The sequence below is a fragment of the Anaeromyxobacter paludicola genome (genome assembly GCF_023169965.1).
GTDB lineage: Bacteria > Myxococcota > Myxococcia > Myxococcales > Anaeromyxobacteraceae > Anaeromyxobacter_B > Anaeromyxobacter_B paludicola.
Map to the genome: position 1 here is coordinate 1268130 of NZ_AP025592.1, position 13214 is coordinate 1281343.

The window sequence follows — 13214 nt, forward strand, 5'->3', positions numbered from 1 at the left end:
CGCGCACGCGGGCGCCGCACCTTAGTCGGGAGGAGAAACGGGTCAAGGCGATTCGCCGCATCCCGGAGAGCGGGTTCACCGGCCCCCCGCGGCCTGGGCGGGCTCGGCCGGCGGCAGCTCCGCCTGGATCCGCCGGAAGTCGGCGACGTCGGCGAAGAGCGCCGCCACGCGCTTCATGAGGGCGAGCCGGTTCCCGCGCACCGCGGGGTCGTCCACCATCACCATCACCTCGTCGAAGAAGCGGTCCACCGCCGGCTTGAGGGCGGCCACGGCCCGGAGGACGGCCGGGTAGTCGCGGCGCTCGCGCAGCCGCACCACCTCCTCCTCCACCCGACCCACCTCGGCCTCGAGCGCGCGCTCCGCGTCGTCCCGCAGCAGCCCGGGGTCCACGCGGCCCGTCCCCTCCCCCTGCGCCTTCTCCTGGATGTTGGCGACGCGCTTGAAGGCGACCGCCAGCGGCACGAAGTCCGGCCGGCGCTTCACCTCGGCGAGGGCGGCGAGCCGCTCCCGGGCGTCCACCACGTCGTCGAAGCCGGCCGAGAGCACCGCCTCGACGAGATCGCCGTCGGCGCCCTCGCTCCAGAGGGCCTTGAGCCGGCCGCGCACGAAGTCGAGCACCTGCGCCTTCACCTGCTCGCGGGGGAGCACGAGCTTCGGGCCCACGGCCGCCAGGGCCCCGTCCACGGCGGCGGCGAGGGAGAGGTGGTAGCCCCGGTCCACGAGGATGCGCACCAGGCCGATGGCGGCGCGGCGCAGGCCGAAGGGATCGGCGGCGCCGGTCGCCTTCTCGCCGACGCCGATGATGCCGGCCAGCTGGTGGAGCCGGTCGGCGAGCCCGACGAGCGCGCCGAGATCGCCGCGCGGCATCTCCTCGGCGGCGCCGATGGGCCGGTAGTGGTCCTCGATGGCCGCGGCCACCTCGGGGTCGATCCCCTCGAGCCGGGCGTAGTGGGCGCCCATGATCCCCTGCAGCTCGGGGAACTCGCCCACCATGCCGGTGCCGAGGTCGGCCTTGCAGAGCCGGGCGGCGCGGTCGAGCTCGGGGGCGCGGCCGCCCAGCCCGAGCTGGCCCGCCAGCGCCAGCGCGATCTGGCCGATCCGCTCCACCCGCTCGAGCTCGCTGCCGAGCTTCGCCTGGTAGGTGCGGCGGCCCAGGTCGCCGACGCGGCTCTCGAGCGAGCGCTTGCGGTCCTCCTCGAAGAAGAAGCGGGCGTCGGCGAGGCGGGCGCGGAGCACGCGCTCGTAGCCGTGGCGGGCGACCTTCGGGTCCTTCACCGGGGTGCCGGACACGGCGATGAACCGGTTCTGCAGCCGCCCCTTCCCGTCCACCACCGCGAAGTAGCGCTGGTGGTTGCGCATCTCGGAGACCACCACCTCGGCCGGGAGCGAGAGGTTCGACTCCTCGAAGGTGCCGGCGATGGCGGTGGGGGACTCGACGAGGAAGGTGACCTGGTCCACCAGGGCCGGGTCGGGCCGGACGGCGCCGCCCGCCTTCCTCGCGGCCTGGGCGAGCTGCTTCTCCACGAGCGCCTTGCGCTCGACCGGGTCCACGATCACGCCGGCCTGCCGCAGCTTCGCGACGTAGTCGGCGTAGGTGCCCTTGAGCTTCACCGGCCGGGGCGCGACGAAGCGGTGGCCGCGGGTCTCGGCGCCGGAGGCGACGTCGCCGTAGCGCACCGGCAGCACCTTGCCGCCGTAGAGGGCCACGAGCCAGCGCACCGGCCGCGCGAAGGTGACGGTCTCGTCGCCCCAGCGCATCGCCTTCCGGAAGCGGATGCGGGGGAGGAGCGCCTCGAGCAGGCCCGGCAGCACCTTCTCCGCCTTCTGCCCCTTCTCGAGCTTCTCGACGGCGAGCCGCTCGCCCTTGGGGGTCTGCGCGCGCTTCAGCGCGGCGACCTCCACCCCCTGGCTCCTCGCGAAGCCGAGCGCCGCCGGGGTGGGCTTGCCGGCCGCGTCGAAGGCGGCCTGGACCGACGGTCCGAGGGCCTCGGTGCGCGCGTCGGGCTGCTTCGCCGCGACGCCCTCGGCCACCACCGCGAGCCGCCGCGGGGTGCCGACCGCCCTCACCGCGCCGTGCGCGAGCCGCGCCTCGTCGAGCGCCTTGCCGAGGTCCTCCTCGAGCTGTCGCAGCGCCGACGGGACCATGCCCGCCGGGAGCTCCTCGGTGCCGATTTCAAAGAGAAGGTCTGCCATGTCCGTTGTCCTGTGGGGGGCCGCTAGGCCGCCTTGCCCTTCTTCTTCGCGGGCTTGCGCGCCGCGCCCTTCGCCGCCGCCTGCGCCGCCCGGAGCAGCGGGAACCCGAGCTCCTCGCGCATCCGGAGGTACCCCTCGGCGCAGCCGCGGGCGAGCGCCCGCACCCGGCCGATGTAGGCGGCCCGCTCGGTCACGCTGATGGCGCCCCGGGCGTCGAGCAGGTTGAACGCGTGCGAGCACTTGAGGCAGTAGTCGTAGGCGGGCAGCGGGAGCTTCCGCTCCAGGAGCCGCTTGCACTCCGCCTCGTACACGCCGAAGAGCTCGAACAGCATCTTCGGATCGCTCTCGCGGAAGCTGTACTCGCTGAACTCCACCTCGGAGCGGTGGAAGACCTCGCGGTACTTGATCCCCTTCACCCACTCGACGTCGTACACGTTCTCGACGTCCTGCAGGTACATCGCGATCCGCTCGAGCCCGTAGGTGAGCTCGGCGGCCACCGGCTTCACCTCGAAGCCGCCGGCCTGCTGGAAGTAGGTGAACTGGGTGATCTCCATCCCGTCGCACCAGACCTCCCAGCCGAGGCCCCAGGCGCCCAGCGTGGGGCTCTCCCAGTCGTCCTCGACGAAGCGGATGTCGTGCTCCTTGGGGTCGATGCCGATGGCCTTGAGCGACCCGAGGTAGAGCTCCTGCACGTCCGGGGGCGAGGGCTTCAGGATCACCTGGAACTGGTGGTGCTGGTGGAGCCGGTTCGGGTTCTCGCCGAAGCGGCCGTCGGAGGGGCGGCGCGAGGGCTCGACGTAGGCCACGTTCCACGGCTCGGGGCCGAGGACGCGCAGGAAGGTGGACGGGTTCATGGTGCCCGCGCCGACCTCGAGGTCGTAGCCCTGGGCGAGGATGCACCCGCGGCTCGCCCAGTAGCCCTGCAGGGTGAGGATCAGTTCCTGGAAGTTCACGACCGCCTCCATCGTCGATTCGACCGGCCGGACCGGCGCCGGACCGGGCACGGTAGGACCCCCCGCCACGCCTGTCAAACGAGAAGAGGACCGGGGGGTTCCGGGCCGCGGGGCGCGTGCCGGAATGTGCGCGCGGCCCCCCTCAGCCCAGCATGGGCCCGAGCTCGTCGAGGAACTTCCGGCTCGCCAGCCGGTGGCCCACGAGGTGCTCCACGAAGCGGGCCAGGAGCCGCTGCGCCTCGGCCCCCGCGGCCGGGGTGAGCGGGGCCAGGGCGGCCTCCTCCAGGCCGGCGCGGGAGAGCCGCAGCAGGGCGTCGAGCGCCTCGGCCGAGACCGGCGTGCCCCCCGCCCCGCTCCCGGCGCAGGGCGGGCAGAGCGCCCCCCCGTGGGAGAGGTCGAAGGCGTGGCGCGGGGCGTCGCCGGCCGTCACTGGCGCGCCGCAGCGGGCGCAGGCGTCGAGGCGGGGGGCGAACCCGGCCTCGCGCAGCGCGCCGAGCTCGAAGGCCCGCAGCGCGGCCGGGCGCGCGGGGGCGCGGTCGAGCAGCGCGAGGTAGTCGCAGAGCAGCTGGAAGAGCTCGGGGTGCGGCTCGGCGTCGCGGGTGAGCTCGCGCGCGAGGTCGCAGGCGTAGCCGGCGCAGGCGATGCGGGTGAGGTCGCCGCGGATGCCGCCGAAGGCCGCCCGGACCGAGACCGTCTCGAGCCCGTAGAGATCGCCGGAGGGGCGCTCCTTGAGCGAGGCGACGAGGACCGTGAACGGCTCGAGGGCGCCGCCGAAGCGCTTGCGGGAGGCGCGGGCGCCCCGCGCGAAGGCGGAGAGCTTGCCCCGCTCCTCGGTGAAGAGCGAGACCACCCGGTCCGACTCGCCGTAGTCGGTGGTGCGCAGGACCACGGCGAGGAGCTCGAGCCGGGTCACCGGGTCACCGGGGGCGCCGCCTCCGGCTGGTAGTAGGAGCCGCGCTCGCCCGGGGTCCGGGTCGGGTCGAGCTTGAGCGGGGCGGGGCGGCGGGTCGAGGCGAAGAGCACCAGCGCCAGCGCCGCGGCGGCGAGGAGGACGGCGACCAGCAACCGCGGGTCGAGGGAGCGCCGCGGCCGGGGCCGCGCGGGCGCCTCGGCCTCGGCCGCGCCGAGCCCGCCCTCCACCTCCTGCCAGCGGAGCACCACCTCGTCCGGATCGAGCCCCGCCGCGCCGGCCCAGGCGCGCAGGTAGCCGAGCAGGTAGGCGCGGGGCGGCATGCGGGCGAGCTCCCCCGACTCGAGGGCCTCGACGATGCCGGTGCCGAGCTTGGCGCGGCGCCCCACCTCCTCGCGATCGAGGCCGCGCAGCTCGCGCTCACGCTCCAGCCAGCGGCCGAAGGAGGCCACGTCGGGCGGCGCCTCGGCGCCCTCCTCGAACGGAGACGGCGCGACCGGTCCCTCGCGCTCAGCCATGTGCCCTCCCGTCGCTCACTGGAGGAGATCGTGCCGGTGGCGGCAGTCGTTCGCCATCTCGCCCTCGCCGCCCAGCTCCACGCAGCGCTCGAAGGCGTTCCGCGCCTTCTCGGCGTCGCCGCGCCGGAGGTGGACGAGCCCCATCTCCCGCCAGGCCCCCGGGTCGCGCTCGCAGGTCCGGGCCCAGCGCTCGAAGGTCTCGAGCGCGTCGCCGGTCCGGCCCTGGTCGAGCTGCATGCCCCCGAGCGCCTCGAGCGCCTCGCAGCTGCGCGGGTTCTGCGCCACCGCGGCCCGGATCTCGGCGAAGCCCTCGTCCTTGCGATCGAGCTGGTAGTACAGCACGAGCGCGCGGTTCTTCCGGGCGTAGATGGGAGTCTCGTAGTACATGTTGCCGAGCGCGGCGTCGAACTCGGCCAGCGCCTCCTTGGGCCGGCCGGTGCGCGCCAGCAGCTGCCCGAGGTCGTTGTGCGCCTCCGAGTAGTCCGGCCGCAGCTCGGCGGCCCGGCGGTACTCCTTCTCGGCCTCGGCGGTCCGCCCGAAGAGCTCGAAGGCCACCCCGCGGCCGAGGTGCGCCTCCGGGAGCGCCTCGTTGGCGGCGAGCGCGGCGTCGAACTCGCGCATGGCGTCCTGCGGGCGGTGGTTGCGGAGGGCCTCCAGGCCGAGCCCGTTGTGGATCTCGGAGGAGTCCCGCTCCTGCTTGCTGGGGGCGTGGGAGCAGGCGGCGGCGAGGAGGGCGAGGAGCAGCGGGCGGCGCAGTCGATTCATGGGGGTTCGGTCAGAAGCTGGAGAGCAGGCGCCCGAGCGCCTGGCGGGGATCGCGGGGCGCCGCCGCGGCGGGCGGCGGAGGGACGCCGAAGGCGGTGATCCGCTTCAGGGTCCGCTCCTGCAGCTCCGGCGCGAGGTTCCGGAAGTTGAGGTTGTCGAGCATGAAGCCCATGGACTCGAGGAACTGCAGCCCCTCCACCTCGGTGCCGCGGTAGTCCTCGATGCCCACCTCGCGGCGGTCGTGCAAGTAGACCACGTTCTCGCCGCTCGCGGGCAGGGACAGGACCACGAAGACGGAGAAGCTGCCGCCCGGGTTGCGGAGGCCGACGAGGTAGCCCTGAACCGCCTGCGCCGGCCGGCCGGGCACCGAGATCTGGGGCTGGTTGATGCTCTCCACGATCGCCACCACCCGCTCCCGGGTGGCGGGGATGAAGCGCAGGCTCGGATCGGGCTGGAACACGGGTGACCTCGCGGGCTAGCGGGCGACGAGAGGATACTCCTCCGTGAAGGACGCCGTCTCGGCGGCGGTGCGGCGCATCTCCACGGCGGGGGCGTCGATGGCCACCTCGGTGCCGTGCGGCGTCCCCTCGCCCAGCACCACGCGCAGCGTGGCGTCGGCCGGGCCGGGGCCGTCGTCGGGGCGCTTGCGGGCCTCCAGGGTGACCCGGTTCTCGCCGGCGTGGAGGAACTTCGTGACCTCCATGACGAGCCGCGCGTCCCCCGCGCGGACCTCGCGGATCCACTGGGAGTTGACGAAGACGCTCACGTCGTACTGCGCCGCCTCGGGCCGGCTCTGCTCGGCGACGAGGAAGTAGCGGCGGGTGGGCGGCGCGGGCGCGTCGGCGCCGCTCGCGGGGGCCGCCGGCGCGGCGGGCGCGCCCGCGGCGAGGAGGGTCGCGGCGAGCAGTGGCGCGAGGGACGGCATGCTCTCCGGGCTTGTAGCCGCCCCGCGGCGGCAGGGTCAAGCGGCGCGGCGCGTCAGACGCCGCGGGCCGTGGCGCCCCAGACGATCTTGTGGATCTGGAGGTTGAGCCGGGCCTCGACGCCGCTCTCCAGGATCCAGCGCGCCAGGTCCTTCGAGTCCACGGCGCCGTGCACCGGCGAGACCAGCACCGCCACCCGCCCCGGCAGCGCGTGGCGCCGCATCACCTCGAGCGACCAGCGCCAGTCGTCCTCGCTCGCGACCACGAACTTCACCTCGTCGTGGGGACGCAGCGACGCGAGCCAGCCGAAGTCCTTCGCCACCTCGCCCGAGCCGGGGGTCTTCACGTCGGCGATGCGGACCACCTCGGGCGGGAGGGCGTCCATGGGGCGCTGGCCGTGGGTCTCCACGGTGACCTCGTAGCCCTCCGCGAGCAGCTCGCGGGCGAGCTCCGGCAGCTCCTTCTGGAGCAGCGGCTCGCCGCCGGTGAGGAGCACGAGCTTGCAGGGGTGACGGCGCACCTCGGCCAGGATCTCGGCGCGCGACAGGTCGCGCCCGCCCTGGAAGGCGTAGGCGGTGTCGCAGTAGACGCAGCGCAGGTCGCAGCCGGTGAACCGCACGAAGACGCAGGGCCTCCCGGCCCGCGTCCCCTCCCCCTGGATGCTGAAGAAGATCTCGGTGACGCGCACGAGGACGTTCTAGCGCGAAACCGCGAGCGGGGCCTTGCCGGAGAGCGCCGGCGGCTCCGCGACCGTGGGCGCCTGCGCGGGCGGCACGGGGACGGGCGTGGGGTGCGACTGCAGCGTGCCGTCGCCCTTCATGCGCTTGAGCTCGGAGCGGACCCGCTGCGGGTAGATCCAGAACCGCTCCGGCACCTCGCCGGAGTCGAGGTACTCGCGGATGCGCGCCGGGCCGGCGTTGTAGGCCATGAGCGCGAGCTCGTGGCTCCGGTTGAAGGCCCGGAAGAGCCGGCGGTAGTAGCGGACGCCCGCCCGGATGTTGGAGTCGGGGTCGTTCGGGTCCTCGTCGAGCCCGGACCGCTCCGCCTCGTGGGCGAAGGTCTCGGGCTTGAGCTGCATGAGCCCGAGGGCGCCGCGCTCGCTGGTGGCGTCCGAGTTGAAGCCCGACTCCACCGCGATGATCGCGAGGACCATGAGCGGGTCGAGCTCGGCGAGCTTCGCCTCGTCGACGATCACCTGCGCGAGGTGCGACCGATCCGACTCGGGCAGGTGCGGCAGCCGGCGCTTGAGCTGGGCCTTGATCCGGCCGAGCCAGTTGACCGGCGCGGGCGGCGAGGCGGCCGGCGCGGCGGCCGGCTGCTCGCTCGCCGACTGCTCCCGGGACAGCCGGGAGAGATCGACCGACTCGGCGAGGGGGCGCGACACGACCAGCAGGCCCGCGAAGGCGGCCAGGGCCACGAGCGCCGAGAAGACCCCCCTCGCCCAGGAGGTCCTCAAGCCTGCTTCTCCCCGGCCGCGGCGTCCTTCTCCCTGGCCATGGCGTCGAGCCGCTGGTTCACGGCGTCGAGCCGCTGCTTCAGCTGCTCGATGTCCTCGCGCGTGGGCACCTTGAAGCGCTGGGCCGCGCGGCGCACCGCCTCGTCGATGGTCCGCTCGAGCTCCTGGCGCTGCGCGCCGAGCCGCTCGCCGAACTCGCGGGCGTGCTTCTTCATCTCCTCGGGCGAGATGCCGGCGGCGTCCACGAGCTTCTGGAGGACCTTCTCGGCCTCGGCCTCGGCGCGGTTCACGCCGACGAGCGCCTGCGACCAGGCTTCCTTGAACATCTCCTGCAGGTCGGCCATCCCCTAGCCCTCCGCCGCCGCGCGGCTGGCGCGCTTCACGGCCTTGGCCTTCTTGGCCGGCTTCCGCTCGGTCTTCTCCAGGCGGCGGGAGAGCCGGTCGAGCTCCTTCGAGAGCTCGACCACCTGCTCGCGGGTGGCGGCGCCCAGGAAGGCCACGGCCTTCGCCTGCAGCTCCTCGAGCCGCTCCAGCGCCTCGACGCGGAAGCTCTCGGCCCGCCCGCGCAGCTCCTCGATGCCCTGGGCCCGCAGCCGGTCGAACCGGGTCTTCAGGTGGCCGTCGCCCGAGATGCGGGTCACGAGCCCCTTCAGCTCCTTGCGGCTCTCGCGGCCCTTCTGGACGAGATCCTTGAGCACCTTCTGCGCCTCCTCCTCGAACACCTCCAGGCGCGCCTGCGCCGCCTCGATGGGCTCCCGGAGGAACTCCGGGACCTTCACGTTCGCCTTGACCTCAGCCATGGTGGGCCTCCTGTGAGTTGATGTGCGCTTGCGACGCATCGCGTCAAGGCTAACAGGGAAAAAGATTCTCGTGTTCCTCCCTCTCAGGCTGAAACCCAAGGGGAACGCCCGCTTGGTTGATCAACGACAATCGGCGCCGACCGCGTCCTCCAGTCGAGCGAATCCGTCCCGCTTCAGCAGCGCCTCGAGGCCGGACAGCACCTCGGGAACGAAACGCGGGCCTCCGTAGATGAACCCGGTATACGCCTGCACCAGCGACGAACCGGCCCGGATCTTCGCATAGGCGGAGGCGGCCGTCATCACCCCCCCCACCCCGATGACCGGAAGACGAGTCCCCACGCGGACATAGATGCGCTTCACGGCGGCGGTCGCCAGGGCCTCCAGGGGTGCCCCCGACAGCCCCCCCGCCTCCCCGGCGCGCCGGTGGGAGGCGACCGGCCCGGGCCGCTGGATGGTGGTGTTGGTGGCGACGATGCCCTGGACCCCGCTCTCGAGGGCGACGTCCACCGCCTCGTCGAGCGCCTCGGGGGTCAGGTCGGGCGCGAGCTTCACCAGGAGCGGCGGCGGCCGGGGAAGCTGGCCGAGCCGGTTCATGCAGGCGCCGAGGAGCCGCTCGAGGTGCGCCCGGCCCTGCAGCTCCCGCAGCCCCGGCGTGTTGGGGGACGAGAGGTTCACGACGAGGTAGTCGGCGAACGGGTGGAGCCGGTCGATGCAGGCGAGGTAGTCCTTCTCGGCCTCCTCGTTGGGCGTCACCTTGTTCTTGCCGATGTTGACGCCGAGCACCCCGGGCCGGTCCTCGGGCCGCAAGGCGGCGAGCCGGGCGGCGCAGGTCTCGGCGCCGTCGTTGTTGAAGCCCATCCGGTTGAGGATGGCCCGGTGCTGGGGCAGCCGGAACAGGCGCGGCCGGGGGTTGCCGGGCTGCGGCCGCGGGGTGATGGTCCCGATCTCGACCGCGCCGAAGCCGAGCGCGAACAGCCCGGGGGCGATCACCTCGCCCTTGTCGAAGCCGGCGGCCATGCCGAGCGGGTTCGGGAAGTCGAGGCCGAGGCAGCGCGTCCGGAGGGCGGGCCGCGCCGCCGGCCGGACCACGCCCGCCACGGCCGGCCGCCCGAGCGCGCGCAGCACCGGGATGGCGAGTCCGTGGACGCGCTCCGGGTCGAGGCGGAAGAGGAGGCTGCGGGCGGCGGGCCAGAGCATGGGGGGCGCGTTCTACAACACGCCGCGCCATCTGTCGCGGGTCAAGCGAGGGCAGCGTCCACCTTCACCCACACCCCGCCATTCAGTGGATCGGCCGCGCACCCGCCTCGAGGTGCTCCCGGAAGAACCCGGCGATCCGCTCCTGCAGCCGCTCGGTCACCACCGGGTCGGGCACCATGTGCGTGAGCCCCGAGAGCGGCAGCACCTCGTGGCGCTTCCCCGCCCGGAAGAGCGCGTCGGAGAGCTTCAGGGTGTGCGACAGCCAGACGTTGTCGTCCACCGTCCCGTGCACGAGCAGGAGCGGCCGCGCCAGGGCGGGGGCGTAGGTCAGGAGCGAGCTGCGGTCGTAGGCGGCGGCGGCCTCCGGCAGGAGCCCCAGGTACCGCTCGGTGTAGCAGGTGTCGTAGTCGCGCCAGTCGGCCACCGGCGCGCCGGCCACCGCGGCCCGGAAGACGTCGGGGCGGCGCAGCACGGCGAGCGCCGCCAGGTACCCGCCGAAGCTCCAGCCGGTCGCGCCGACCCGCGCCAGGTCGAGCTCGGGCAGCTCGGCGGCGAGCGCCTTCAGGGCCGCGACCTGATCGTCGAGCGCCGGGCCGGCGAAGTCCCCCTGGATGGCCCGCTCGAAGTCCCGCCCGCGGCCGGGCGTGCCCCGGCCGTCGAAGCTCACCACCAGGAACCCCTGGTCGGCGAGCCACTGGTCGAGGAGCTTCGGGACCTGCTGGACCTCGCGGTGGTGCGGGCCGCCGTACACCTGGACCACCACCGGGAGCTTCTGGCCGGGACGGAAGTCGCGCGGCCGGGTCACGGCGGCGTAGAAGCCCGGCCCGGCCCCCACCCTCCGGAGCTCGGTGGTGGGCTGGAGCGGCGGCGCCTCGGCCACCGAGGGCAGCTCGGCGAGGCGCGTCCCGTCGGTGCGGAAGGCGACCTGGCGCGGCTGCTGGCGCGAGCTCGCGGTCGAGACCAGGAGCGCGCCGCCGCCGCGCGCCAGGGTCGCGGAGCGCCAGGCGGCGCCCTCGCCGGCGAAGTCCACCGGCTCGACCGCGCTCCCGGGCCGGACGCGGTAGAGCCGGGTGGCGGTCGGGTCGGGGGAGCCGGTGAACCAGACGGTCCTGGTCGCGGGGTCCACGCCGGCGAGCGCCTCGAAGCGCCCGCTCGCGGGGACGAGCACCTGGTCCAGGGCGCCGTCGGGCCGCCGCAGCTCGAGCTCCGGCGCGCCGCGCCGCTCGGTCACCCAGAGGAACCCGGCGCCGCCCGGGAGCCAGCGCGGGAAGCCGGGCCGGGCGTTCACCCAGGCCGGATCGCGCTCGGCGAGGAGGGTCCGCACCCGGCCGCCGGGCTCGGCGGCGAGCAGCAGGGCCTCGCGCTGGGCCCGGTCGAGCACCACCAGCGAGAGCGGCGCGCCCTCCTCCCAGGCCACGGCGGCGAGGTACGGGTGGCGCTCCGCGTCCCAGGCGAGCCAGGTGGTCTCGCCGCCGCGCGCCGGGACGACGCCGACCCGGACCCGGGCGTTGGCGCGGCCGGCCCGCGGATAGGGGACGGGCTCCGCCCCGCGCTCCGGGTGGACGGGGTCGGCCAGCGCGAGCTTCTCGACGCCGCGGGTGTCGGCCTCCGCGTAGGCGAGGGCCTGCCCGTCCGGCGACCACCAGAACCCGGAGCGGCGGTCGAGCTCCTCCTGCGCCACGAACTCGGCGAGCCCGTGGCTCACCTCGGCGGTGCCGCCGGTCGTGAGCTGGCGCTCCGCGCCGGTCTCGACGTCCACCACCCAGAGGTCGTGTGCCCGCACGAAGGCGAGCCGGGCGCCGTCGGGCGAGAGCTTCGGGTCCACCGCGCCCGACCCCGTCCCGAGCGGCCGGACGGCGCCCGTGCCGCGCTCGTAGAGCCAGAGCCGGCCGCCGACGGCGACCACCACGCGCCGGCCGTCCCGCGACAGCTCGAAGTGGGTCAGGCCGCGGGCGCTGATCCGCTCCCGCTCGAGCCGCGCCTTCTCCGCGGGCGAGAGCACCTGGGCGGCCCCGGCGAGGAGGGTCGCGGCCGAGAGGAGCTCGCGGGTCTGGCCGGTGGCGAGGTCGGTCTCGAACAGCGACTGGACCGGCGAGCGCGGGCCGGAGCGGAGGAAGAGGGCCGCGGCGCCGTCGGGCGTGAGCCGGGCCGAGGCCGGGCGCCCCGCGGCGAAGCGGCGCGTCTCGGCGTACTGGTGGAGGAAGGACTCGGCCACGCGGGCCTCCGGCGAGGTGGCGAGGAGCAGCGCGCAGATCGTGGCGACCATCGGGCCGGGGAGGATAGCCCGGCTAGAGGTCGGCGTTCATGACGATCGCGTCCTCGCCCTCGTCCACGTAGTAGTTGGGGCGCAGGCCGACGCGCCGGTAGCCCAGGCTCTCGTAGAGGGCGATCGCGGGCCGGTTGCTGCGCCGGACCTCGAGCGTGGCCAGCACCGCGCCGGCGAGCCGCCCCCGCGCCGACATCTCCTCGAGGAGCGCGCGGGCCACGCCCCGCCGCCGCTCCTCCCCCGCCACCGCCACGTTGAGCACGTGCAGCTCGTCGTGCACCAGCCAGTAGATGACGAAGCCGAGCAGCTGCTCCCGGCGGCCCTCGGGGGCCGGCCGCGGCTCGGTGGCGAGGAGCACGGTGGACCAGGGGTGGGTGAGCTCGCGCCGGAACAGCTCGGCCGACCACGGGTGGCTGAAGGCCTGCAGCTCGATCTCCATCACCCGGTCGAGGTCGTCCTCCACCATGCGCCGGAAGAGGAAGGGCGACTCCTGGACGCCGGGCGGCGCGGGCCTACGCATCGGGCCCTCCGAGCGGATCGAGGAGCCGCACCTCGGCCCGGGCGCGCAGCTCGCCGAGCAGCGCGCGCAGCTCGGCGCGGGTCCGGTCCTCGGCGAGGCGGGCGCGGATGGCGGCCCGCTGCTGGTCGAGGGGGCGGCGCGCCAGCTCCGGGCGCTCGCGCCAGGCGGCCTCGACCTCGGCGTCGGTCACCCGGGCGGCGCGCGAGAGGCGCCCCTGGACGTACCGCTCCACCCGCAGCGTCCGCCGCAGCACCGCCGCGAGCTCCTCCTCGGCGAGGTCGTTGCGGGCGAGGAAGGCCCGGTACTCCGCCAGGCTCGGGAACCGCTCCTGGAACCGGCGCACCTCCGCGGCGGCCTCGGCCGGCTCCACCCGGAAGACGTCGAGCCGGGCCGCCTCGTCGGAGAGCAGCGTCTGGTCCACGAGCCAGTCGAGCGCGGCCCGGAGCGCCGGCCGGTCGAGGGCGGCCGCGGCGGCCCCGAGCGCGCCTCGCGAGACCAGCGCGATCCGGGCCTCCTCGCCGAGGCGCGACAGCGTCACCACGGTGGGCGGGGCGCCGGTCGAGGTGCGGATCACGGCCACCACCTCGTCGGCCGGGAGCGGGGCGGCGGGCGGATCCGCGGGGCGGGCGGGGGCCGGCCCGGCGGCGAGGGCCAGGAACAGGGCCGTCGAGATACCGAAGGGGCGCTTCATCCGGGAGCCATTCTATCCATGC

At 74.8% G+C, this 13214-nt stretch carries 15 protein-coding genes; all 15 read right to left on the minus strand.

What is annotated here, in order from left to right:
- Positions 1–75: 75 nt before the first annotated feature.
- Positions 76–2193: a glycine--tRNA ligase subunit beta gene (glyS, locus tag AMPC_RS05920; protein WP_248345166.1), complete on the minus strand. Its 2118-nt coding sequence runs from the start codon at positions 2191–2193 to the stop codon at positions 76–78.
- Between the two features lie 23 nt (positions 2194–2216).
- On the minus strand, positions 2217–3146 hold the full coding sequence (gene glyQ, locus AMPC_RS05925; RefSeq protein WP_248346414.1) for a glycine--tRNA ligase subunit alpha: 930 nt from the start codon (positions 3144–3146) through the stop codon (positions 2217–2219).
- A 142-nt stretch (positions 3147–3288) separates the two neighbouring features.
- Positions 3289–4059 carry a DNA repair protein RecO gene (gene recO / locus AMPC_RS05930; RefSeq protein ID WP_248345168.1) on the minus strand — a complete coding sequence of 257 codons (771 nt, stop codon included), beginning with the start codon at positions 4057–4059 and terminating at the stop codon, positions 3289–3291.
- Positions 4056–4574 (minus strand): helix-turn-helix domain-containing protein, encoded by a 519-nt coding sequence (locus AMPC_RS05935; protein ID WP_248345170.1) that lies wholly within the window; start codon positions 4572–4574, stop codon positions 4056–4058. The genes recO and AMPC_RS05935 overlap by 4 nt, the downstream gene beginning before the upstream one ends.
- A gap of 15 nt (positions 4575–4589) precedes the next feature.
- Positions 4590–5339 (minus strand): tetratricopeptide repeat protein, encoded by a 750-nt coding sequence (locus tag AMPC_RS05940; protein WP_248345171.1) that lies wholly within the window; start codon positions 5337–5339, stop codon positions 4590–4592.
- Positions 5340–5349: 10 nt separating this feature from the next.
- A complete protein-coding gene (locus tag AMPC_RS05945) occupies positions 5350–5799 on the minus strand; it encodes a hypothetical protein (protein ID WP_248345173.1) in 450 nt (149 codons plus the stop codon).
- Positions 5800–5814: 15 nt separating this feature from the next.
- Positions 5815–6264, minus strand: coding sequence for a hypothetical protein (locus tag AMPC_RS05950; RefSeq protein WP_248345175.1), 450 nt, complete (start codon positions 6262–6264; stop codon positions 5815–5817).
- Between the two features lie 53 nt (positions 6265–6317).
- The gene (locus AMPC_RS05955; protein WP_248345177.1) at positions 6318–6950 is read right to left on the minus strand and encodes a radical SAM protein; all 633 of its coding nucleotides are present in this window, start codon (positions 6948–6950) and stop codon (positions 6318–6320) included.
- 9 nt (positions 6951–6959) lie between these two features.
- The gene (locus tag AMPC_RS05960) at positions 6960–7718 is read right to left on the minus strand and encodes a lytic transglycosylase domain-containing protein (protein WP_248345178.1); all 759 of its coding nucleotides are present in this window, start codon (positions 7716–7718) and stop codon (positions 6960–6962) included.
- The gene (locus tag AMPC_RS05965; RefSeq protein ID WP_248345181.1) at positions 7715–8062 is read right to left on the minus strand and encodes a phasin family protein; all 348 of its coding nucleotides are present in this window, start codon (positions 8060–8062) and stop codon (positions 7715–7717) included. Before AMPC_RS05965 ends, AMPC_RS05960 begins: the two co-directional genes overlap by 4 nt.
- Positions 8063–8065: 3 nt before the next feature.
- Positions 8066–8518, minus strand: a complete 453-nt coding sequence (locus AMPC_RS05970) for a hypothetical protein (RefSeq protein ID WP_248345183.1) — start codon at positions 8516–8518, stop codon at positions 8066–8068.
- A gap of 120 nt (positions 8519–8638) precedes the next feature.
- The gene (locus AMPC_RS05975; RefSeq protein WP_248345185.1) at positions 8639–9715 is read right to left on the minus strand and encodes a quinone-dependent dihydroorotate dehydrogenase; all 1077 of its coding nucleotides are present in this window, start codon (positions 9713–9715) and stop codon (positions 8639–8641) included.
- Between the two features lie 82 nt (positions 9716–9797).
- Positions 9798–11981 carry a S9 family peptidase gene (locus tag AMPC_RS05980; RefSeq protein ID WP_248345187.1) on the minus strand — a complete coding sequence of 728 codons (2184 nt, stop codon included), beginning with the start codon at positions 11979–11981 and terminating at the stop codon, positions 9798–9800.
- 22 nt (positions 11982–12003) lie between these two features.
- Entirely contained in the window at positions 12004–12501 is a 498-nt protein-coding gene (gene rimI / locus AMPC_RS05985) for a ribosomal protein S18-alanine N-acetyltransferase (RefSeq protein WP_248345189.1), read from the minus strand.
- Positions 12494–13192, minus strand: a complete 699-nt coding sequence (locus AMPC_RS05990; protein WP_248345191.1) for a SurA N-terminal domain-containing protein — start codon at positions 13190–13192, stop codon at positions 12494–12496. The genes rimI and AMPC_RS05990 overlap by 8 nt, the downstream gene beginning before the upstream one ends.
- Between the last annotated feature and the right edge of the window lie 22 nt (positions 13193–13214).